A 25,223-nucleotide genomic window follows, 5' to 3' on the forward strand; every position below is an offset into this window, starting at 1 on the left:
TTTACTGATATACTATTACGTTTATAGAGCTTAAAAATTGTTTTCACAATATTGGGTGTGTTTTAATAGATATGGCTTGGTAATAGTGTATTATTTACTTGCTTTGGATAATGCTAAAATTATTTTATTTTAAATATTAAAATATTTTAATAACTTATAAAATATTTAAAAATTCCTAATTCTATTAGATGATAAAAGTTAAATCAATTGGAGAATTGATAGTTTTTGTAATATATATTCGTAAAAAACATGAGTTATAATAAAAAAAATGCTGATATTATTCTTATATGGTATATAAGTAAGTTACTTGTATGGTAAGTTAATCTTAATGAGTAAATTAATTGTTTTGGTTGCAGGAGGTACTGGTGGGCATATATTTCCTGCTATAGAGTTGTATAAAACTCTAGTTCAAAAAGGATATAATTGTATTTTATTTACTGATGTAAAATTTCAATTGTATAAGGATATGTATAAATACCTTGAAGTATATATTTTACCTATATATAGAAGGAAAGGCATAATTAACAAATTATTTTTTTATATATTAATGATATATAGTTATGTGTTATCTTACATATACATGTATAGAGTAAGGCCATTTCTTATTGTAGGGTTTGGTGGGTATACATCTTTTCCCGTAATTTTAGCAGCACAACATAAATCTATTAATGTGATTTTACATGAGCAAAATTCTGTATTGGGAAAAGTAAACAGATTTTTTGTAAAGTATGCAACAGTAATAGCTACATGTTTACCATTAATACAATATGTTAATGAAGATATAAATAAAAAATCTATAAGAACAGGTAACCCTGTAGATGTTATAACAAATAATGATTTTGAAATTAAAGATAGACTTAATATTTTAGTATTAGGAGGAAGTCAAGGATTGTGTTCATTTGGTAACGTAGTTGCTGAAGCAATTGTACATTTGCCAAAAAATATTAGAAATAAGGTTTTTGTAGTTCAACAATGTAACGAAAAAAATATTGAAGTTATAAGAAAGCAATATGATATGCACTATGTAAAATGTAGGTTAAGTACGTTTTTTATTGATATAAAGAATATTTTAAATAATGCACATTTAATAATTAGTAGAGCAGGTGCAACTACAATTGCAGAAGTTATGCTTAATGGTAAGCCAGCTATATATATACCTTATAAGTATTCTGCAGATAATCATCAGCTTTATAATGCAAAGTTTCTGGAAAGTTTGAATGCAGCTTTATGTATAGAAGAAAAAGATTTAAATTATTTATTGATGAAAGATACATTATTGGATTTATTTAATAATAAAATAAAACTGTATACTATGGCTAGAAATGCAAGACAGTATGCAATTTCAGATGCATCTGAACGATTATATAATATAATACGAAAGATAGATTTAGGAATACCTGTTTTTACTTGAGCTATATGTGATTTAATATTACACTTATTAGATTAGTTATATAAAAGTAAAAGAATGGCTCAAAAAGGAAATAATATAAAGCCTGGATATGTACTTGATCATAATGGTTCGCTATATTTGGTGGTAAAAGTAATGCATACTCAGCCTGGTAAAGGTGGTGCTTATATACAAGCTGAACTTAAGAATTTGAAAACGGGCGCAAAGTATTATGAAAGATTTCGTACAGATGGTGATATTAAAAGAGCTATTATTGATGAAGTTGATTTTCATTACATTTTTGATAATGACCATGAAATGACACTTATGCATACTAAAACCTATGAGCAAATTACTGTGAATAAGGATATACTAGGGGATAAAAAGAAATATTTGAAAGATGATTTAATTATTACAGTAGTACTTTATAATAATGAAGTATTATATGCGAAAGTACCAGATTATGTTGTACTTAAAGTCATAGAAACTGAAGCCGTTATTAAGGGGCAGACAGTTTCTTCTTCTTCTTATAAGGTTGCTATATTAGAAAATCAACAGCGTATTAATGTGCCTACATTTATTAAGGTTGGTGATGAAATAGTTGTTCATACTCCGGAAGATAAGTATTATGAAAGAGCAAAGGGATAATAAATGTCTGTAATTTTTTCACCAGTAATTAATATGATGCTAAGAGTAGTACGTAAATCGTCAAAAATATTAATTAGGGATTTTAATGAAATTAGATACTTACAGCTTTCCTATTCAGCTGCAAGTGATTTTACAAGAGCAGCATATGCAAGATCAAGTAAGATTATTGCGGAAGAACTTTATAATTATAGACAGGATTACAAAGTTATTTTTGAAAATTATAGAGATTTATCAGGTGTTGGCGATATTTTTTGGTTTGTTAGTCCAATGGATAGTAGAACCAATTTTATGAACTACATACCTTATTTTACTACATCAGTTGCACTTGTAAAAAATGAAGAAGTAGTAGCAGCAATTGTTGATGTGCCAATTTTACAAGAGACATATTATGCTGAAAAAGGTTCTGGTGCCTTTGCAGAAAATGGACATTCGAGATATGTAAAAATGCATATAGGAAACAAGCAAAGTATTACTAGGGCAGTAGTTGATTTTACAACTAATAATCCTAGCATTAACATGCTACTTGCACAGTTGAGTAACTATGGGTTAATTTTACGATCTATGGGGTCAGTCACAATGGGATTTGCAAGCTTATGTACAGCATGTTATGACATACTTATTTATTCCCATGTTCATAAATATAAAACCGCTATAGGAGAACTTTTTATTAAGGAAAGCAAAGGTAGTTCATTGATAAAAGATGGTATATTTATTGCAAGTAATTTTGCTCTATGTGAATTATTAAATGATAAGATCAAATAACATAAATGTGTTGATTAATAAAATAAAAAATGATGTAAAATTAGATATATAGGTAATTATTGTATAATTTTTTACTTATATAGTTGTACATCAAAAGTATTCTTTAAGAAATTAATGTAATGTAAGAGAGTACTATGTATTTTCTTGTGTAAGTTATTAAGTAGTAAGATGAAATTATGAATAAATATATTGTTGAAACAGAAGATACTGTAAGGTTAGATAAATATATACGTAAAATTATTTCTGATGTTCCTCAATCGTTAATAGAGAAATTGTTACGTAAGGGTAAAATTTTACTTAATGATAAGAAGGTAAAAGCTAATATGAGAGTAAAAGGAGGAGAGGTAATTTATGTAAGCGACGTTAACCATAATGCAACTAGCAGTGTTCATTATGAAAATAAGTATTGTTCTTCAGTATTACAGTTGATATTAGATAACATTATAGATGAAAATGATTATTTAATTGCTGTTAATAAACCATCCGGTATTCCTGTGCAAGGTGGTAGCAATGTTAAAGTAAGTATTAATGATGTATTGCACAAAGTAAAAAATGGAGAAAATTTAAGAATAGTGCATAGGTTAGATAAAGATACAAGCGGAGTATTACTATTAGCACGCAACTTAAGAGCATCTAGGATTATTGCAGAGGAATTTAGAAAGCATAGGGTACATAAAAGATATTTTGCCTTAACTTATGGAATTCCACATAGTGATAGTGGTGAAATAAATTATCCTATAGAACACAAAAAATACATGGGAGGTCAATTGATAATGTATAAAAAATCTGCAAAAACATTATTTCATATAATAAAACGATTTAATGGAGATGTTGCATTATTAGAATTGCAGCCAATAACAGGAAGAAAACATCAATTAAGAAATCATCTATCTTATATAAATTGTCCAATTATTGGTGACAAAAAAAATATAAAAAGTAGTAATATATTAAGTAATACTTTGCAGCTACATGCACATTTTTTATCTATTACGTTATGTAATAAAGAATTTGTTTTTACCTCTCCCATGCCTTATTCAATGCAAGCAGTGATAGATAAATTATCTATTATGTAGTATAGTTGACCTTGTTTTTTATACAATAAAGATTATAACTGTTGTACTATCTAAATTTTCATAATTTAAGATAAACTGTTTAATTTTAATATTTGTGTTTGGTAATATATAATAAGGATTAGCTTGAGATAAACTTACTGTTTTATTTGTATCATTTGCTTTGTGTATCATGTATTTAGTATTGGTATGGTATAATAATATCAATACCATATATTAACATAGACTCTGTGTTTGCACCATGATGTCTAGTTTTAGATATATTATTCCATTGGGCCTCAGAGAAAAGGTTATTGAGTATCTTCACTATATTTAAGCTTAAAAAGACTTTTATTAGTATAATACTATATTGTTATTAGATAAACATGCTATTTTATTTCTACCGCTTTTTTTTGCTATATATAGACATTGGTCTGCAGTATTAATAAGTGTTTTGACAGTATCATTAGGGGATATTTCTGATATACCAATACTTATAGTTTTGAATATACTACCTGTACTAATATTGAAAGGTTCTTCAGCAATTTTATTTTTTAGTCTTTCAGCAGCTTCTATGGCGCTTTTAAGATTTGTATCCGGAAGTATTATTACAAATTCTTCTCCCCCAAATCTTGCAAGAAGGTCTGTCACTCGTATATTTGACTCAAGTCTTTGTTTGAATTGTTGTAGTAATTCGTCTCCTACAATATGTCCTAAATTATCATTTATTTCTTTAAAATGATCAATATCAATAATCATAAGAGATAAGCTTTTATCTTTTTGTATTGATTCGTTTACAATATTTTGAAAATGAATGTCAAAATATCTTCTATTATAGCATCCTGTTAGAGGATCGATGATAGACATTGCTACGTTATTATCAAGGTGATTTCTTAATGCATCTTGATATCTTTTTCTTTTTATTTGTATATTTACTCTTGCAATTAGTTCATTGCTGTCTATAGGTGTCGTTATATAATCACTTATGCCAATATCAAAAGCCTTTGTTATTAAATGTGTATCGTTACTTTCATCAAATAAGGTTAAGATAGGTGTATAACGGGTTTTATTGTTGTTGCGAAAATGTGAACATAATCTTAATCCATCTCCAGAAAATTGCGCATCTATTATTATAAGATCATAATCTGATGTATTAGCAATATTAGTTGCTTGGTCGGTATTATGTGATATTACAGTTTCTTGGAAGGATTTTTGTAATATAACATTAATATACTCAGTTCTTACCTTATCTTCATCTATAATTAAAATTTTACCATTAGAAATTTGATTTGCGTAATTCATGATATTATCATCTAGTGCATTCATTTCAGTACTAGTTTTTCCTCTGAGTCTGAGCTCATCTACAAGTACTTTGAATCTTGTTAATGATCTAATTCTAGCAAATAATGCTAGGTCATTAATTGGTTTTGTAAGGAAATCATCGGCTCCTGCATTAATACCATTGACTCTATTTTCAGATGTATTATCAAGTGCTGTAATCATTACAATAGGAATATATGTTGTGGAAGGATTAGCTTTTAGTCTTTTACATGTTTCATATCCATCTATATCTGGCATCATTACATCGAGGAGTATCAGATCTGGATGCTTTTTTTCAGCAATCTCTATAGCTTCTAACCCGCTCATTGCAACAATAACATCATAATATTCTTGTGTTAGCTTTGCTTGTAATAACTTAACATTTGCTATTAAATCATCAACTATTAGTATTCTTGCTGTCATAGCTTTCTTTTTTTTCCTTTTTTATTAAATTTTGTATTTCATATGCTTCATATGTGTTTCCATCATCACCAATTATATTTTTTTTAATGGCAACCTCTTTTTTTTCTGTATTGATATCTATGTCAATGCTTTTAGCTGTATTTATTAATTCTTGTTTTATAATAAAAATTTTTTTATATAATGTTTGCACATCTTTAATTATATGAGGTAATTTTTTAGGATCAATTACTAGACAACCTACTATAATAATGACCATTATTTCTGATAATCCAATGCTAAACACTATAATCTTTTTCTAACGTGAAAACACTAAGAGATTTAATTATAAGCATAAGCTTACTTAATTCAAGTTGTGTTGTATTAATTTCATTAAGAAAGCTGTAGTATCTATTAAGCTTATTTTGATGTTTAACACACCATGATGTAATGGAATTAGCAACTGTTGCTTCAATGTTATTTTGATCAGTAGAGGCTATTAATGGCTCTATATGTTTTATAATGTTACTTGTAATAATAGATTGGTAGTCACTTAAATCATCTAGTAGATTTCTAATTGCTATGCGTTGCCAATAGGAAGAGTTTGAATCCATTTGTAATGCAAGCTCACGTATGTGATTAAAATTTAAAACAGATCTAAGATGGAAATATATTTTCCCAACTATAACAATAGGTATATTAGTATTGTCTGCTAGATAAATTATATCTAATCCGGAGATTAAAAACTTTAAGCTATTAATTTTTTTGATAATATTACAACTGATATCATTCGGTATATTGCTTAATGTATTATTATTGTCTGTTTCTAAGGTATCGCATAAAATATTTTCCATATTTTTTTCTAATAGTATAATTTTTGATGATAAGTCATCTAATCTTTTTTCAATGTCTACAAATTTATGTAAATTTCTAAAAAACCAAAAAGCAGCTTGTCCTATAAATTTTTGTACTTCCCTAATAATTGTAACATAAGAGTTAATTGGGATGCTGCTGTCTATTTTATCTAATTCAGCCCATATTTTACGTAAATTATATATATATGTTATGATTACATATGCTCTAACTATATTGTCAACTGTAATACCCATACTTTTAATATGATGAACAAATACGCACCCCATTCTATTTACAATATCGTTAGAAATGCAAGTTGCTAATATTTCTTTTTTGAGTATATGCTGTTTGATATACTTTTCAAAATTATTCCTTATATACAATGGAAAATAAGATAAAAGATATAGGGATTCATATAAATTAATAAAACTTGCGGAATGTTGAAGTAAATTGGATGCCATAATTTCATTTTTAATAGACATTCTAGTATAAGCTATTAAAACTGCAATTTGAGGAGCATTAAAACCTCTCATTTCAGAACTCATTTTTGCAATTTCTTCATCACTAGGTAAAAATTCTATATTACGATCAAGCATTTTTACCTTTTCTAAATGTTGTAAGAGTTTGTGATGTTGTTCTATTCTGTCTTGGGATTGTATACATTCCAGCATCAAAGCTTTTGTTTCTAATTGACTATGATTATTTAGCACAATTGTTGGAATGTCATCCATCATAGAATCCAATATTGCGTTACGCTTATCGAGAGAAATAAATTTATCCTTTATAGCTAATTCTAAACATATTTTAATATTAGTTTCAAAATCTGAGCAAATAACCCCACCTGCATTATCTATAAAGTCCGTATTAATTTTTCCTCCTGTATTAGAATATTCTATTCTTCCAAGTTGTGTACATCCTAAATTTCCACCTTCGATAATCATTGAAGCTTTAACATCACAACCATTGACTCGCAAATTATCATTAGCTTTGTCTGCGACAACTGCATTACTTTCTTTTGAGGATTTAATATATGTACCTATTCCTCCGTTCCAGATCATATCTACAGGGGCTTTTAATAGATAAGCAATTAAAGTATCAGGTGAAATTTCTTTTTGATCTGTATTAATGTGAAGACATTTTTTCATTTCTGGAGTAAGTGTTATAGATTTTGATTTTCTACAAAAAATACCGCCACCTTTTGAAATTAAACTTTTATTATAATCTTTCCAAGATGAACCATGCATTAAAAAAAGACGCTTACGCTCTAAAAAGCTTGTTTCTGGATTAGGGGATGGATCGATGAAAATATAAAGGTGATTAAATGCTCCTAATAAGCATATTTTATTTGACAATAGCATCCCGTTACCGAAAACATCACCGGACATATCGCCAATTCCAATAACCGTAAATGTTTCTTCTTGAATATTTTTATTAATTGCCCAGAAATGTCGATTAGCAGCAACCCAAGCCCCTTTAGCTGTGATACCCATTTTCTTGTGATCAAATCCAATTGACCCTCCAGATGCAAATGCATCTCCAAGCCAGAAATTGTATTCTTGTGAAATTTGGTTAGCGTAATCAGAAAAAGATGCAGTACCTTTATCTGCGGCTACTACTAAATATGGGTCATATTCATCGTATTTAATAACATTCTTTGGAGTGACATAATTATCATCAATAATATTATCTGTAATATCTAGAATACCGCGGAGAATATTTTTATAACATTCAACTGCATGTTCAATTAAAGGCTTATCTTTTATTGAATTCTTAAGTATAAATCCTCCTTTGGATCCTACAGGTACAATAACAGAATTTTTTGTCATTTGTGCTTTCATGAGCCCTAATATTTCTGTGCGAAAATCTTCTGTTCTATCAGACCATCTGATACCTCCTCTAGCAACTTTTCCCCCACGCAAATGAATTGCTTCAAATAGACTTGAATATACGTAAATTTCTCTAAAAGGACACGGCAAAGGTATATTTGGTACCTTGTCAGAACTTATTTTTATTGATAAATAGCTTTTGTTTCCTTGATAATAATTAGTGCGTAATATTGCTAAAATAAGAGAATAAATACATCGTAAAATATAGTCGTGTATAATATCAATGACAGTTGTAAGAAGTTGATCAATTTTTTCTTTTATTGCTGCTTCATGTTCTTTACGCGATACATTCAAAGCTGGATCAAATCTTGCTTCAAATAATCTGATAAATAAGTATATTATATTTGGATATTTTATAACAATTTTGCGTATATATGATTGACTGTAACTGAATGAGATTTGCTTTAAGTATCCACTTAATGCTCTTATAAGTAGTACTTCTTTCCAATTTAAATTTGCTGAAATTACTAGATTATTAAAAAGATCATTTTCAATTTCTTTAGAAAAAATCTTTTTAAGCGTAATTTCAAATTGTTGTTTAATGCTGTTATAGTTAAAAGAAGCTTTAGTATGGGACAGTATAAAGTGATGTAAACATATGGAGTTACTTTGAATTACAATATTATAACTATAGTGTAATAGTATATTTACACCCATTTTTTTGACAATATTGAACACTTGTGAAAATTTTAGATTTTTTTGTTCTGGAATATATATCTTTAATTGGTAGTGATTATTGTTTTCTGTTAAATATAAGTCTACTTCGCTAGTATTATTTTGAAGTGCTGTGTTAATTTTTACTATGTCATGGTATGCACTTTCAGGATCAAAGTACTCTTGATAACTTATAGGGAATGCATTTAAATACGGTGAAAAATCATAGTTTAATTTACTTTGTAGAGCATTATATAATCTATCTTCCCATTTTTTAGTTGATTCTATAATCTGAGTTTCTATTTCCTGTTCTGAAATATTAGAGGAATTATTACTAGTCTTTAACATAAATTGTAATTTAACTAAATCAGATTCATTACACATACTGTAGTATTGGATAACAACTTTTCCTAGTAGCATGTTTTCTAAAATAATACTTATTTTTGTTGCTAATTCTGTACTTGCAAGATTTTTTGGAATAAAAATAATACAGTTTATAAAACTATTATTCATATCTCTTCTTAGAAACAATTTTACTTTTGGATTACTAGACAAAAATAAAATGCCCATTGAAATTTGAAATAGTTCTTCTACAGAAAACTGAAATAATTCTTCTCTGGAAAATCTTTGTAATATAGCAACTAATGCTTTGTTATTATGTCCTTTTTGTATAAATCCTGATTTTAGTTCAACAGCTTTTATTTTTTCACGTATTATAGGTATGTGTGTAGCATCTTGAAAAGAAACAACAGATGCAAAAAATCCATAAAAACACTCTTCTTTTTGCAATACTCCATTATTAAATGTTCTAATACCAATACAAATCATGTATTCGTGTCTATGAACGTTGGATATAATATCAGACTGCATAATATACAGATGATTTTTAGAATCAGAAATATCTTTATTTACTTGAGCAGTAACATTAATTCTTTGCAATCCTAAGTTACTGGAATTATTTATGACTAATTTTCCATTATTTTCAATATATTCTTCGTATCCTAAAAACACAAAATTATCGCTTTGTGCCCATTCTAGAAATTTGCATATTTCCTGATGAGAATTATTTATTTTTAAATTATTGAGTATTGTATTTAAGCGATTTAGCATTAAATGCCAATCCTTAACACAGTGATTTACTGCTTTAAGGGTTTTTTCGATATCTGATTTTAATATTACCTGGGTGTTTTCATCAATGTTATTTACGATAAAGTATGCTACTGATTCATTTGTTGTATCATTCGCGTAAGGTTGAGTTTGCAATATGTTTACTATTGTATTATTTGATCTTTCAATATTTAAAACAGCGTTAGTGCAATGATATATTGATAAATTGTGCTTTTTTAATGTTATGTTAATTGAGTCAATAATAAACGGTAAATTGTTGGTAACTGTTTCAATAATAGTTAAATTTTCTTGAATTATGTCTTTGTTGTTGATGTTAAATATTTTGACTTTGCTTTCATTGAGTGTTCTTTTGCTGATAAAATTAAGAAGATCTTGTGCTAAATATAGTAGAAACTTACTACTTAATTTAACATCGCTACTATATGAAAAATTATAAAATTTTTTAATAAAATTTTTTAATAAGTTATTTTTATTACCTTTATCTTGCTCTAATGATAATAATATAGAGTCAATTACTTTATTGTTGAAGCCGTAGTTATTTATGTACATTATTATCTCAATTGCTTAAGTAATTATATGTTATAAATATTAAGATACTATATACTATTTAAAACACAATTAATTATTTATGTGACATTTATATTCTTATATAGGGAAGTAGTTTTTTGCATGATTTAATAAATGTTATGAAAATCTAATATAGAAGTATTGTTGTAGATAATTTATATATTAGTGATGTTCATAAAATTGGTATAAATTTTAAAGTTTATCAACAAATAATCTGCTGTTTGTGTAGAATATGATGTAAGAGTAAATGTTTATGAGTTTGTAAAGAATTTAATGAATAATATCATTGATAGAGGATTGCTAGAAAACTAAGAGTTATGTTTATCATGTGCTTTTTTGTCAATAATTAAATGCTGATGGGGATGATAGATAACTACTTCTCATAGTGTTATATAGTGTCAAGCATTTAATATTGTAAGTGATGATATTACAGTTGAAGGTTGTGTAGTATTTACTTTATCTTAATAATTTAATTTATAATAAAATTATTACTAATATAGTATAGTTGTTAATGTTGAATTTATATATACATTATATTTTATAAGTTATAGAAGGATATATTTTTTTAATTTATGGTAAAGTGATAGTTTGTGCATAACAAGGGTATGTATAAGTTTGTTGGGTAGCTAGTGGTATATGTTTTTTAAAGAGATAGAATGTGGACGATAATAATGTATTGTGAATAAAACCGCTAAAAACTAGTTTTAGTATTAATACTTTGGTGTTAGATAATAGTAGACCAAAAGTAATGATTAGTATTTTACTTGAAACAAGAACATTATTAACATAGTTTGTAGTAAAGGCTCTAACATTTGGGAATAGGTTATATTGAGTTTATTTGAATTTGCTGTATTTTAAAGTTAAGTTATAGATAGTTGCTATATATTTGTCATGTGCATATGTGTTAATAAATATTAGTAATTACTATATTGATAAATAGTTACTTTCTTATTTTAAGGAATTGCTATGTTAAATGTTTCTATAAGTTCATAATTGAAATATTTAATTATAAGCTTGAGTTGGATACTATAAGTGTACATTTGTGGCTATATAAGAGATTTGTTTTAATCTTAAAAATTACTATACATAATGTACCTATTGTGTTATGCATTTTATACATTATTGATGTTGTAAAAAATAAATAAAAATATGTTACGTGAAGATAAAAAAGCTGTATCAGATTTATTGGAGGAGGTAAGTGCTAATAACTCTGCTAATGTAGATAAAATTACATTATTTGAACTTAAAGAAGCATTACATGGAAGAGGTTTTGGTGTGTTAATGTTATTGTTTGCTTTACCACTATCAATACCTTTACCAACTATTCCTGGTTATACAACTATTTTATCTTTACCATTGATTTTATTTTCATTACAGTTACTTATGGGATTAAGATCACCATGGTTACCAAAGTGGTTAGAAAAAAAATCATTTAAACGTACAACTTTGGCTATGGTTATTGAAAAAACTGCTCCTATTTTAAAGAAAATGGAAAAATTTACTAAACCCAGAATTATGTTTATTTTTAATAATGCTGGTGATAAAGTTATAGCGCTAGTTTCTTTTCTGTGTGCTCTTTCAATTGCTATACCTCTTCCATTAACAAATTTTATTCCGGCTGGAGGGATATCTCTTATGTCTCTTGGTATGCTAAATAAGGATGGTATTTTGGTAATTTTAGGAATGTTATTAGCATTTTTTGGTTTGTTTATTACTTTTGTTATTCTTATAGCTGGACCTAAAATTGTGTTGGAAATGTTTTCTTTTCTATCTAGATTTGCATGATTAAAATATATGATACCTTAAGGTCAGCAAAAGTACAATTTACTCCTATTGATGAGAATCACATAAAACTTTATGTTTGTGGTCCTACAGTATATGATTATGCTCATATAGGTAATGCTAGATCTATAGTAGTATATGATGTATTATTTAGAATATTGAATACTATATATCCTAAGGTTACTTACGTTAGAAATATTACCGATATTGATGATAAGATTGTTAATGCTGCAAGAAATAGCAATAAAACAATACAAGATATTACTAGTTATTATACTAGGTTGTTTCATGAAGATATGGATTATCTTAATTGTTTGCCACCAACATTTGAGCCAAAAGCAACAGAAAAAGTGCAAGTTATGATTCAGTTAATTGAAAAATTGATTGCTAATAAACATGCATATGTGAAAAATGGTGTTGTATATTTTAATATTCAATCCTATAAGCCATATGGACAATTGTCTAAGCGCAACGTAAATGACATGATTTATGGCAATCGAATAGGTATTAATGTTGATAAAAGTCATCCAGGCGATTTTGTGTTATGGAAACCTGCTACAGAATTAGATTTTCGCTTAATGAGTTATTGGGAAAGTCCATGGGGATTAGGTAGGCCTGGTTGGCATATAGAATGTTCTGCAATGAGTTATGATTATTTAGGTGAAAATTTTGATATTCATGGTGGAGGGGCTGATTTACAATTTCCACATCATGAGAACGAAATAGCACAAAGTTGCTGTGTTTTTCCTGATAGTAAATACGCTATGTATTGGGTTCATAATGGATTTTTAACAGTAAATGGTGAAAAAATGAGCAAGTCGTTGGGTAATATTATTACTGTTAGAGGGTTGCTTGATAATTGTGTAAGGGGTGAGATAATAAGATACATATTTCTAAGTACACATTATAGAAAGCCACTTGATTGGAGTGAAACAGCTGTTTTAAATGCTAGTAAAGCATTAAATAGAATATATAACGCTATGTTTTGCGTTTCATATGATAAGCATACACAATTAGTTAATGATGTAGAAGTACATGATGAAATTCTTGAATCTTTAAAAGATGATATGAATACTCCTAAAGCTCTTTCAATATTACATGATATTGTAACTCAAATTAACAAAACACAAGACTTATATCATAAATGTTTCTTAATAAAAACTTTAAAAAAGAGCGCTAGTTTTTTAGGTGTTATGCAAAATTCTTGGGAAAGATGGTTTAATGTTTCTTATGATGATGATATAGAAACATTAATCCAAAGAAGAAGTGTAGCAAAGCAAAAAAAAGATTTTGAAACGGCAGATAACATTAGAAAAATCTTATCAGAAAAAGGTATAGTTTTATCTGATAATAAAGATGGATCAACAAGATGGTATAAGAAGTAATTATTAAGCGATTGTTAGCTTAACTATCAGTATGTAATATGTTCAAGTTTTGAATGCATTTTTACTCGTAATATATGTATGATGATAAAATATAAAGTGTTAAAGCTATATTACTTTTATAGAATAATTGGTATTTTTTGATTAGTAATTGATATATGACCAAATTCATTTTGTGTGAAAAGCATGAATATTAATTTAATATAGTTCATTATGTAAGTGACTTTAGTTGTAAAGTATATATTGTTATTGTTGAATACTAATAATTTTGTCTATATTTTACTAGATTTTAAACTTTGTATAACATATCTAATGAATTAGTATTATAATAAAGTGCGGGTAATTTTTACATTAGGTAATCAATCTTGTTTAAATATACGTTAGTGTTTTTTGAGATAAATGTGGTAGTTGATTGTTATAGGATATAATAAGGGTATTAGTATTATAAATTTTGATAATTGTTGTTAATATTTATTTTGGTATCAAATTTTTATTTTTAGATTGAAATTATGCTTAGGAAGTTCAGTCGTTTAATAGCAAACACTTGTAATATAAGCTTATTCATGCAATATATAACACATTATATAATTATAATTCAACGTAAAAAAAAGTAAATGAGAGTTTAGTATATAATAATAGTATATAATAAATAGCAAAATAATAATGTGAATATTTTTATATATCCTCAAATATAACATTGATACGAAATTAAGCACAAAATAAAGAAGTCTTAAGTTTTTTTTGAATGAACTTTGATATCCTTTCAAAGTTATTACAGATAAAAAATTGCTCTCAATATTTTGGTATATCAAAATATTAAAGTTAAATCAGATAAATAAAAGTTCTAAAATACTTTTAGGGTATAATATATTAATTATATATATGTGTGTATTTATTTGTGGAGGGTTTGTGTGCTTTTGATATATTTTAATGTGTTGATATGAGTTATAGTATTAACTAAAACTGTACTTAAAGGTGGTGTGTTAGATGATGGTGTGTTAGATGATGGTGCGTTAGATGATGGTGCATTAGATGATGGAGCGTTAGATGATGGTGCGTTAGATGATGGTGCGTTAGATGATGGTGCGTTAGATGATGGTGCGTTAGATGATGGTGTGTTGGATGATGGTGCGTTAGATGATGGTGCGTTAGATGATGGTGCGTTAGATGACGGTGCGTTGGATGATGGTGCATTAGATGATGGTGCGTTAGATGATGGTGCATTAGATGATGGTGCGTTAGATGATGGTGCGTTAGATGATGGTGCATTAGATGATGGTGCGTTAGATGATGGTGCGTTGGATGATGGTGCGTTAGATGATGGTGCGTTGGATGATGGAGCGTTAGATGATGGAGCGTTAGATGATGGAGCGTTAGATGATGGAGCGTTAGATGATGGAGCGTTAGATGATGGAGCGTTAGATGATGATGCGTTAGATGATGATGCTACTGCTTGAGATGTTGTAAGAGGTGTGGTTTTTTTATGAATTTCAGAAGTTATTTCTTCTATAGTAGATAGTAAACTTGTAGATGGGCTATTTATTGGATGTGATGGTAAATTACTGAAATATTTTTCGTATATTTTTATAGCATAAATAGATGGTGAATTTTTATTACAAGAATTATTAACATTTCCTTTAATTATTTGATGAAAACTTGGAGTGTAAATGAGATCAGATATTTTTTCTGTGGAAAAATGTGTAATTTCACGTGGATTTAAGATAATTTTATTATTTACTGAAACAGTGCCAAAAGCAGAAAATACATTAGAAACATGACTTTGAGGGGTGTGAATTTTAATGTTACCATATAAATTAAATATACGTCCATCCACTTTCCCTCTTACAGTAATATTACTGCTGTATAAAAAAATATCATAATTTGGCAATACATCGCCAACAAAGCATATATCACATCCAGGATCCATGATGAAAGATCGTTTTCCATTGAAAGGTTGTGTACCAATAAATATTATGTTAGCATGAAGGTATATATCTTTTTCTTTTTTTATGGCAGGATTAGCAAAGCTGTCTGAAAAAAAATTATTTAAATAATGAGATCTAATACTTATAGTTACATATCTTCCATAACTAGTGAAGTTGTCATGAAGCTTTTTTATAATGTTGTTTCTTATTGTATTATATATTTTTATATTTTTTTTATATTCTGCATGTGATATACGCTGCAAAAAAGGTAAGTTTAAAGACATATTAATTTCATCATGGTAATTTAATTGTAATATTTGTAACATTGTATACTTAGAATATAAATTTAAATATTTATTAACTTTAGAGGTGTGTTCCTTTACATTTTTATAAGATGTGCAATTCCAAGTTATAATATTATTGTCTTTATCTACTAAATAAGTAAATACTGCATCATGATATATTGTGTGAATATTGTGTATCTCTTTCCATGTAGACGACTGTGTTCTATGATCAAAAAACGAAAGATTTGCTATATTATGACCTGATAAATGTAAAAGGCTTGCCCACCAGTTACGATACTCTATAAGTAATTCTAGTGCTGTCATTTGAAGGTCTGTAAAGTTACTATTAGCATAAATTAGTGTCATTATAGATGCTGGTATTATATTAAAAGGGTCTGATAAGCTTTTTAACATTAAATTATCTATAGATTCACTAATTAGCGACTTGATTACTTGCTGATCAATTTTAACGTTATTAACGACTAAAGTACTGCAGTAATCATTTTTACTTGTGCTATGCATAAAAACTAGAAAAATATAAATTTTTTTATAAAATAGTTTAATTATGTAATATAAGCAATAGTTTTTTTATTATATGTAATATTATTAGTAGTTAATATATAGTTGATTGACAATTTGTTAGTTCTTTGTATGGTTAGGAGGTATATGTATTTTGTAAAGGTAATCTGAAAAATGTCGTTATTGGATGCTAAACCTATCTATAAACCTTTTAATTATCCGTGGGCTTATGATGCTTGGTTATGTCAACAGAGAATACATTGGCTTCCAGAGGAAGTTCCTCTTGCTGATGATGTGCAAGATTGGAAAACTATGCTTTCTGAAAAAGAAAAAAATCTTTTGGTGCAGATATTCCGATTTTTTACGCAAGCTGATATAGAAGTAAATAATTGCTATATGAAGCATTACTCTAATATTTTTAAACCTACAGAAATATGTATGATGTTATCAGCATTCTCAAATATAGAAACAATTCATATTGCTGCATATTCTTATTTACTGGATACAATAGGGATGCCGGAAATTGAATATCAAGCGTTTTTAAAATTTGAAGTTATGAAAAAGAAATACGATTACATGCAAAGATTTGAAGAATGTAAAAAAGATGATAAAAGGCATATTGCAAAAACCTTAGCAGTTTTTGGTGCATTTACAGAAGGATTACAACTTTTTGCATCTTTTGCAATTTTATTAAATTTTCAGCGATTTGGTAAAATGAAAGGTATGGGCCAAATTATTGCTTGGTCCGCTAGAGATGAGACTTTACATACTGAATCAATTATTAAATTATTTAATACTTTTATTCAAGAAAACCGAGAAATATGGGATCATAATTTAAAACAAGAACTATATGATGCATGTAGGATTATTGTTGCTTTAGAGGATGAATTTATTAACTTAGCTTTTGCTTGTGGTGATGTAGAAGGGCTATCTTCTGAGCAAGTAAAAAACTATATACGTTATATTGCAAATCGTAGATTAATGCAGCTAAATTTAGAGTCTATTTATGATATAAGTGTTAATCCTCTTCCTTGGTTGGATGAAATTTTAAATGGGGTTGAGCATACAAACTTTTTTGAGAATAGAGTTACTGAATATACGCGTGCTGCCACAGAAGGTACATGGGAAGAAGCATTTCAAGATTATTAGTACTTGTATTTTTATCGGTAATTTGTTTTATAAATGTACTTAATTATTTATTATACTATTGTGAAGTTAGATAAAAAGGTATTAAAGATTACTTTAAATATACAATACGCTAGTAAGATTTATGTTAATATACAGTAATGGTTATTAGTAAGATTAAGGTGTTTTTTTTTTGAAGTAGAATTGATAAATGCATTTATTATGTTACAGTAAGTAAGCTATATTAATTAGGAAATTATTTAGTAAAGTAGTGCATTCATGAAGATATTAAGTATTATAATAATATGTATCTTATTATTAACTAATAGTTCTATTGCGAGTGAGGACCTATTATTAGATAATGAATTGAAAAGTTTAGGATTACCCAGCGTATTTATTAATTCTATGTTAATGGAGAGAGTAAAAATGGTAAATTTACCATTTTTTACAGAGGATGGAAAAGAGGTTTTTGTTAAAGATTTTCATGAAAAACTGTTAGTTATAACATTTTGGGCACCTTGGAGTACTGAATCATCAATATTAGTGGAAGAGTTGTATAAAATTAATCAATACTTGCAGCAGCGTGAAATATTTGAGATAACTTTTATTCCAATTTTAATTAATGTTGAAGATATATCGTATGTTAAATCTTTTTATAAAACTTATGACATAAAGTTTAATATTTATTTTGATCGTGATCGTCAATTATATGAACATTTTAATATTAAAAATATACCATTTACCTTAATTGTTAATAAGAATGGACTTATTATTAGTAAAGTTAGTAATTATATAAAGTGGTATAATATTGATATAGTGAATGCTTTAATTTTTTTAATTAAAAGGGATAATTAGTGTTAAGTAATTATCATTATTGTAAATAGTACTGTAATAGGCCTTAATTATTAAGGAGCTATATATTTATTGTAAATATGTTGTTGTGTTACCACTAAGAATGTAAGTAATTAAGAAAAGCAAATCTTTTGTATGTATTTACTTAGTAAATGTTAATTTATGCAATATATTTTTTATTAATGTAGTTCTATATAAATAGAATAAGTGTAAATATATTTTGCAACTATCTATATTGTCAACTGTAATACTGTAATATGATAAATAGCATTCATTCTATATTGCAGTGTTATTGAAATGCAAGTTGCTAATATTTCTTTTTAAGTACGTACTGCTTAATATACTAATAATTAAAAAGTACTTAACCATATATTATATGATAGGAATTTATAAATAGTTAATCCTTCTTTTTATTATGGGATGCAATTTTTAATGCATATACGCAAAGATCGGCAAAGCAAATACCATTTTTTTTGGATAAATCATATAATTTTTCTAAACTATTGATTATGTCTTTTGGAACATTTCCGCCACGCTCTTTTGATAACCAAGTGCTTTGGTGGTGTATAGGGTGAGATTCTGTTTTTGGTTCTCCTATATATATAGTAAATGGTGAAACTTGTCCTCCGAAATCACATGGAACCATAAACTTTTTTACTCCAGGCATCTTATTATTACCTTATTGAAATTTTTTAATAAATATACTAGTAAAAAGTTTACCATATTGCTACTTTTTTATCAGTTTTTTATATAAATAACTAGTATTTTAAGTATATTATATTTTTACTAAGATAGTGATTAAAGTACACAGTATAAACCATATTATGACAGCCTTAATGTTTATAGTGCTAAATACTAACTAAATACTTATATCATGTAATTATAAATAAAAAATTAATCTGTTATGCATGCTAATTTAGTACACAAAATATTTAAGAATACAAATTATGTTTCAATCGATGAGTTTATGAGAAGCGCATTATATGATTGTGAATATGGTTATTATATGAATAAAATACCTTTTGGATTAACCGGAGATTTTATAACTGCTTCAGAAATAAGTCAGTTATTTGGGGAAATAATAGCAGTTTGGGTATTATATTCTTGGGAACAAATTGGATCACCATCAAAATTTGCTTTAGTAGAGCTTGGTCCAGGAAGGGGAACTTTAATGAGTGATGTTATTAGGATATTGAAACAGTTTGATAGATGTTTTAAATCATTAAGTATTCATTTGGTTGAAATAAGTCCCATATTGTGTCAAGTGCAAAAAAATACTTTAAAGGATTATCAAGTATTTTGGCATCAAGATATTACCACAATTCCCGAGTTGCCTGTAATATTTATAGCAAATGAAGTATTTGATGCATTACCAATTAAGCAATTTGTATATAGTTCAGGAATGTGGAAAGAAAATTATGTTCAACTAAAAAATGACATATTACAAATTGTAAAAAAAGATACAGATTTTGTATTAAACATTACTTCTATGATGGAAGGATCAGTTGTTGAAATATGTGATGACGCAAGGGCTTTATTAAAGTTAATGGAAGATAGAATTGTACGATGTGGCGGAACAGGAATAATTATTGACTATGGATATGTATATCCTCCTCCATACGTAAGTACTATACAATCTGTAAAATATCATCAATATCATTCCTTTTTAGAAAATATAGGTGAATGCGATATCTCAGCTTATGTAGATTTTGCTTTTTTACAAAATAATTTGCAAAGAATAAAATCTTTAGTCATTAGTCAAAGAAAGTTTTTGTATTATTTTGGGATTAAAAAAAGGTTAGAGATCCTAATGAGTAATGCTACAAGAAAACAACGGCAAGGTTTGAAAAGTGCGTTTTTACGACTTACAGAAAATATGGGAACGCTTTTTAAAATATTAATGATGAATTACGTCATTGAAGAAACTGATAATACATTAAACATTTAAATATAATTGATTGTCTTATTGGTGAAAAGTAGAGTTGGTAATAAATATATTTTTTGTAGGATTAAAGTACTTAAGACCTATATAGAATTAGGTTACTAATTATGTGTTGAAGTGTATATAGTGTGATTAAAATATATAGTAATCTTCTAAGTAATTGGCAAAATAAGGGTATTAATTGTTAGGTTAAGTGCTGGAAATAACTTTTTATAAAATTAAATACTGAAAAGCAATATCTTAAGTATATAATTATTCCATAAATAAAAATCTTTATTATATATAATGGAATATGCAGAATTAATAAAAAATAGAGCTAAATTATCAGATATTGTTGCTAGAAAAGTAAAATTATTAAAAAGGGGCAATAATTTTATTGGGTTATGCCCATTTCATAATGAGAAAACACCATCATTTACGGTAAATGATAGTAAAGGGTTGTATTATTGTTTTGGTTGTGGTGCATGTGGTGATGTTATACAATTTGTTTGTGATATTAAAAAGATAGATTTTAAACAATCACTTGAATACTTAGCGCAGATTTATAATATTGATATATCGAAGAGTAGCGGTAGTAGTGATAGTTTTTATACAATAATGCATATGGTTAGTGAGTGGTTTGTTAACCAATTACACTGTAACAAATTAGCATGTGAATATTTGAAAGAACGTAAGATCTCTCGTGATATAATACAAAAATTTAAAATAGGATATGCTCCAAGTGACGGATTAAAAGCCCATTTACTATCCCGTAATGTAAAGATTAAAAGTATGCAAAAGATGGGTTTATTAAATAGAGGAGGGCGGGAATATTTTTACGATAGAATAATATTTCCTATATTTAATTATTCTGGAAAAATTGTTGCTTTTGGAGGTAGGGTGATTAATAGTAAATATAACCCTAAGTATTTAAATTCTGCAGAAAATCCATTTTTTAAAAAAAGAAGTAGTCTTTATGGGATGCATTTTGCAGCTGCTTGTGCTCGTAAACAGAATCAAATTATAGTCGTAGAAGGATATATTGATGTTTTAGCATTACACCAATTAGGAATAGAAAATGTAGTTGGGTTATTAGGTACATCAATGACCAAAGAACATTTTGATAATATGTGGGCTATTACTTCAGAAATTATTATATGGATGGATGGAGATAACGCGGGATTTTTATCATCGTTAAAAATATTACATCTTGCTCTCTCTCTTATGAAACCTGGATATAATGTTAGGTTTATTACTAGTCAATCAAGTAAAGATCCATGTGATATTTGTATGGATGGTTGTATTGATGATGTAAGATTTTTAATTGATAATGCAAAACTACCTTCGGATTTTATTTGGGATTATGAGTTATCTTGCTTGAATATTGATAATCATATAAAGCCTGAGCAGTGTGCTATTATTGAAGGTAAAATCAATTCTTATATTAAAAATATAAATGATGCACATATTGCAAGGTATTATAAAAGTTTTTTTTATCAGCAAATTAAAAATTTACAAAATAGCTACTCAAAGTTTGAATTAAGAAACAATGCATCTGCTATTGGTGGTTTTATTGTGCATAAATTTAGGAATACTACTTTTCAATCATGTGTTGAAGAGTTTAATCAGATAAAAGCTATATACATTATAGTGGAATATCCAGAATTATTAAATGATCCTGTTATTTTTGAACAGTTTGCTAGGTTTAAAGTTGATAATAAAGATTATTATATGCTGCAACAACATATTGTTAATATACATAGTGTATATCTTGAGCGGTTATCTAAAAGTATATTAATTATGGAATTAAAGAATGATAAATTGGATGCAGTTTTAACACTTATATTAAATACTATTGAAAGTTCTGGATGCATTTTTACTAGCTATAATATACATTTGGCAAAACAAGAATGGGAAAAAATAATACTTTTAAAACAATTACAAGATATTCAGTCGGAAATATTAAGATTAAGATTAGATGGAAAAGATGAGGTTGCGGAAAGACTTTCTGATCAAGCACAAATTATAGACAGTAAATTGAGGGAGCTATGGCAATATTAAACTATTATAAAGAAGAAAACTCTATTAAATGAGGATGACATGTATGGGGGAAAAGGTTATGCTACAAGAATTAATTGTATAGTATTTAAGTTTGTAGTAAATTAAACTAATAATAAAAAGTAGTTTTTACGAGAAAAAATACTGTTGGTAATTTTTTCATTTATAAAATTAAGGATTTATAGTGGAAATATTAAATACAAAATTATTACCACATATTAGTGGTGGTGGTAGTTATAGCGTTTATTGTATTTAATATATTTATTTTAATAAAGTTACAAATTATGTTGTCTCCTGTGATGAGAATGGATTTGTGTTATAATATCAATTATTATAATTTTTTATGTATAGTAGTACTTTATAAATGTTACTGTTTATTATTTAAGGTAAGTGTTCGTTAATTTAAAATATTCTATACTTTATAATTATGTATAGTATTTTTTTTAAAGCTTAACTTTATTTGACATTATAATTTGCCATGTTTTTTGTTATTTTAGATTATAATTCTTATTTATGTTATGCAGAAATGTGTATAAATAAAAATTAAGTTTAATACATTTATTCAATTAGTTTAATAAAGTGTAAATTCAATAAATTAAAACTATAGATAAAATCAGTAACTTTTACTATATAATGTTACCTTTATAAAGGCTATGTAATAATAGGATATTAGATAGTCATTGCTATACTATAAGACAATTTGTATTCTTAAAAGAATCCTCTAAGTTTTCTAGCGCGACTTGGATGACGTAATTTTCTTAAAGCTTTTGCTTCAATTTGACGTATACGTTCTCTTGTTACATTAAATAACTTTCCTACTTCTTCCAATGTATGATCTTTTCCTCCTTTACCTATACCAAACCGCATACGTAAAATCCTTTCTTCTTTTGGTGTCAGTGTTGATAAAACCTTTGTAGTAATTTCTCGCAAATCTGCTAATACAGCTGCATTTTCAGGTTTTACTGCTTTTTTATCTTCTATACAATCACCAAATGTACTACTATCATCATCTCCAATGGGACTTTCTAGACTAACTGGATCCTTAACTATCTTCATCACTTTACGAATTTTGTCGACATTAATATTTAACTTTGCTGATAATTCTTCTAATGTAGGTTCGCGCCCCATTTCATGAAGCATCTGTCTTAATGTACGGTTAATTTTATTTACAGTTTCAATCATGTGTACAGGAATTCTTATAGTTCTTGCTTGATCAGCAATAGCTCTAGTAATAGCTTGCCTTACCCACCATGTAGCATAAGTTGAAAATTTATAACCACGCTTATAATCAAACTTGTCAACAGCTTTCATTAATCCTATATTTCCTTCTTGAACTAAGTCAAGAAATTGTAATCCACGATTAGAGTATTTTTTTGCAATTGAAACAACTAATCTTAGATTAGCTTTTATCATTTCTTGTTTTGCATGATTTGATGCTCTTTCATGTTTTTGGATTTTTGCTACTAATTCCTTAAACTCACTTAGACTATTTTCACCTGATAATAACTTAATTTTATTATATATATTGACTAGAGTTTTTTCTTCATTTTCTAGAAGTTTTTTCCATTGGGGTGATGTATTACTTTTTTCAAAAACAGTATTGCTGTTGTACGCATTTAAGAACTCTTTACGATTTATTCCATAAGCTTCAGCTAGTGAAATAATATTTGCTTCTTCCATGGATATTGATTTATTGAGGTTATAAATTTGTTGAGTAATAGATAAAACAGCTGAATCACTTAATTTTATTTGCGAAACCATTTCCCAAATATCATCATGTATTTTGTTATATAATTCATCATTACATTCTTCGTTACGTGCATTTCTATTTTTTTTCAATTTTAAAATTTGTTCAGCTGATGTAATTATTGAATCTAAGATATTGATAACTTTAGGCAATAAAGCATTTTCCATTTCAATAATCGATGCATTAACAAACGTTGATTCATCATCCTCATCATCATGGTCGTCAGTAATATCTTCACCACTATCAATATCATTACTATTATTTTTATGATGGTAATCTGTGTCATCAGTTTCGGAAAATTCACCTTCAGGAAATTCACATTTGTAATTAGCATCCAAATCTATTAATTCACGGAGCATAATTTGTTCATTTACTAAATCATCTCTCCATGACATAAATGTTCGTAAAACTAATGGTGCTTCAATTAAAGATCTTAGCATGTTTACTTTTTCTGATTTTATTTTTTTAGCAATTTCAATTTCTCCTTCACGTGATAATAACTCTACTGAGCTCATTTCACATAAATACATACGTATAGGATCATCAGTTTGTCCAAAATCCCAAGATTTTGTACCAAGATCATCTTCATCATCTTTAGCTCTGCTTTCTTCAGCAATGCTATTTGCTTCATCCTCATCACTTTGTTCAAGTACACTGATACCAGAATCTTGGAGCAAAGAGATAGTTTCATCTATAATATCGGTTGATGATAATATACCATCGGAGAATGAATCATTAATATCATTAAAAGTAACAAAACCGCCTTTTTTAATACCCTTACTAATGAGGTTTTTAATAAATTCTTTGTCTGTTTGCAAATCTTTCATAAGGAAAAACTAATATAAATATATGGAGAAAATAAAGCACAAATCATATCATAGTATTTATAATATGTCTATTACCTTTATATAAAAAACTTATCATTTAGTATAAATTAATATGTTGTTTATGTAAAAAAGTGCTAAATGATTTT

16 protein-coding genes are annotated in these 25,223 nt (G+C 27.3%); 11 read left to right on the forward strand and 5 right to left on the reverse strand.

Annotated elements, in window-relative coordinates:
• Window positions 1-328: 328 nt before the first annotated feature.
• The 4 genes from NLO413_RS00310 to NLO413_RS00325 all read left to right on the forward strand — a co-directional run bounded on the left by NLO413_RS00310 (window position 329) and on the right by NLO413_RS00325 (window position 3,870).
• Complete coding sequence (locus NLO413_RS00310; protein ID WP_045808579.1) at window positions 329-1,411, forward strand: UDP-N-acetylglucosamine--N-acetylmuramyl-(pentapeptide) pyrophosphoryl-undecaprenol N-acetylglucosamine transferase; 1,083 nt, start codon at window positions 329-331, stop codon at window positions 1,409-1,411.
• Between the two features lie 54 nt (window positions 1,412-1,465).
• Window positions 1,466-2,035, forward strand: coding sequence for an elongation factor P (gene efp / locus NLO413_RS00315; RefSeq protein WP_045808580.1), 570 nt, complete (start codon window positions 1,466-1,468; stop codon window positions 2,033-2,035).
• 3 nt (window positions 2,036-2,038) lie between these two features.
• Window positions 2,039-2,797 (forward strand): inositol monophosphatase family protein, encoded by a 759-nt coding sequence (locus NLO413_RS00320; RefSeq protein WP_045808581.1) that lies wholly within the window; start codon window positions 2,039-2,041, stop codon window positions 2,795-2,797.
• Window positions 2,798-2,973: 176 nt separating this feature from the next.
• Complete coding sequence (locus NLO413_RS00325) at window positions 2,974-3,870, forward strand: RluA family pseudouridine synthase (protein ID WP_045808582.1); 897 nt, start codon at window positions 2,974-2,976, stop codon at window positions 3,868-3,870.
• 330 nt (window positions 3,871-4,200) lie between these two features.
• On the opposite strand, the gene NLO413_RS00330 is transcribed toward NLO413_RS00325, so the two are convergent.
• The 3 genes from NLO413_RS00330 to NLO413_RS00340 are packed head-to-tail and all read right to left on the reverse strand — an operon-like array spanning window position 4,201 to window position 10,637.
• The gene (locus NLO413_RS00330) at window positions 4,201-5,589 is read right to left on the reverse strand and encodes a PleD family two-component system response regulator (RefSeq protein WP_045808583.1); all 1,389 of its coding nucleotides are present in this window, start codon (window positions 5,587-5,589) and stop codon (window positions 4,201-4,203) included.
• On the reverse strand, window positions 5,564-5,872 hold the full coding sequence (gene tatB / locus NLO413_RS00335) for a Sec-independent protein translocase subunit TatB (RefSeq protein ID WP_045808584.1): 309 nt from the start codon (window positions 5,870-5,872) through the stop codon (window positions 5,564-5,566). Before tatB ends, NLO413_RS00330 begins: the two co-directional genes overlap by 26 nt.
• On the reverse strand, window positions 5,865-10,637 hold the full coding sequence (locus NLO413_RS00340) for an NAD-glutamate dehydrogenase (RefSeq protein WP_045808585.1): 4,773 nt from the start codon (window positions 10,635-10,637) through the stop codon (window positions 5,865-5,867). Before NLO413_RS00340 ends, tatB begins: the two co-directional genes overlap by 8 nt.
• A gap of 1,167 nt (window positions 10,638-11,804) precedes the next feature.
• Between NLO413_RS00340 and NLO413_RS00345 the strand changes: the two genes are divergently transcribed.
• The 5 genes from NLO413_RS00345 (at window position 11,805) to NLO413_RS00365 (ending at window position 18,527) form a co-directional block, all read left to right on the forward strand.
• A complete protein-coding gene (locus NLO413_RS00345; RefSeq protein ID WP_045808586.1) occupies window positions 11,805-12,440 on the forward strand; it encodes an exopolysaccharide biosynthesis protein in 636 nt (211 codons plus the stop codon).
• Window positions 12,440-13,822, forward strand: coding sequence for a cysteine--tRNA ligase (gene cysS, locus NLO413_RS00350; protein WP_045809325.1), 1,383 nt, complete (start codon window positions 12,440-12,442; stop codon window positions 13,820-13,822). Before NLO413_RS00345 ends, cysS begins: the two co-directional genes overlap by 1 nt.
• Window positions 13,823-14,799: 977 nt before the next feature.
• A complete protein-coding gene (locus NLO413_RS00355) occupies window positions 14,800-15,276 on the forward strand; it encodes a hypothetical protein (RefSeq protein ID WP_045808587.1) in 477 nt (158 codons plus the stop codon).
• A gap of 1,445 nt (window positions 15,277-16,721) precedes the next feature.
• The gene (locus NLO413_RS00360; protein WP_045808588.1) at window positions 16,722-17,696 is read left to right on the forward strand and encodes a ribonucleotide-diphosphate reductase subunit beta; all 975 of its coding nucleotides are present in this window, start codon (window positions 16,722-16,724) and stop codon (window positions 17,694-17,696) included.
• A gap of 255 nt (window positions 17,697-17,951) precedes the next feature.
• Window positions 17,952-18,527, forward strand: coding sequence for a TlpA family protein disulfide reductase (locus tag NLO413_RS00365; protein ID WP_045808589.1), 576 nt, complete (start codon window positions 17,952-17,954; stop codon window positions 18,525-18,527).
• Between the two features lie 394 nt (window positions 18,528-18,921).
• On the opposite strand, the gene NLO413_RS00370 is transcribed toward NLO413_RS00365, so the two are convergent.
• Window positions 18,922-19,191: a DUF2610 domain-containing protein gene (locus NLO413_RS00370; RefSeq protein ID WP_045808590.1), complete on the reverse strand. Its 270-nt coding sequence runs from the start codon at window positions 19,189-19,191 to the stop codon at window positions 18,922-18,924.
• A 300-nt stretch (window positions 19,192-19,491) separates the two neighbouring features.
• Here NLO413_RS00370 and NLO413_RS00375 point away from each other — a divergent pair, with 300 nt between their 5' ends.
• Both NLO413_RS00375 and dnaG read left to right on the forward strand, forming a co-directional pair.
• Window positions 19,492-20,472 (forward strand): class I SAM-dependent methyltransferase, encoded by a 981-nt coding sequence (locus NLO413_RS00375; protein ID WP_232295888.1) that lies wholly within the window; start codon window positions 19,492-19,494, stop codon window positions 20,470-20,472.
• 279 nt (window positions 20,473-20,751) lie between these two features.
• Window positions 20,752-22,506: a DNA primase gene (gene dnaG / locus NLO413_RS00380; RefSeq protein WP_045808592.1), complete on the forward strand. Its 1,755-nt coding sequence runs from the start codon at window positions 20,752-20,754 to the stop codon at window positions 22,504-22,506.
• 705 nt (window positions 22,507-23,211) lie between these two features.
• Here dnaG and rpoD read toward each other — a convergent pair.
• Window positions 23,212-25,077 carry an RNA polymerase sigma factor RpoD gene (gene rpoD, locus NLO413_RS00385; protein ID WP_045808593.1) on the reverse strand — a complete coding sequence of 622 codons (1,866 nt, stop codon included), beginning with the start codon at window positions 25,075-25,077 and terminating at the stop codon, window positions 23,212-23,214.
• Window positions 25,078-25,223: the final 146 nt, after the last annotated feature.

Origin of the sequence: Candidatus Neoehrlichia procyonis str. RAC413, from assembly GCF_000964795.1 — a bacterium.
Taxonomy (GTDB): Bacteria; Pseudomonadota; Alphaproteobacteria; order Rickettsiales; family Anaplasmataceae; genus Neoehrlichia; species Neoehrlichia procyonis.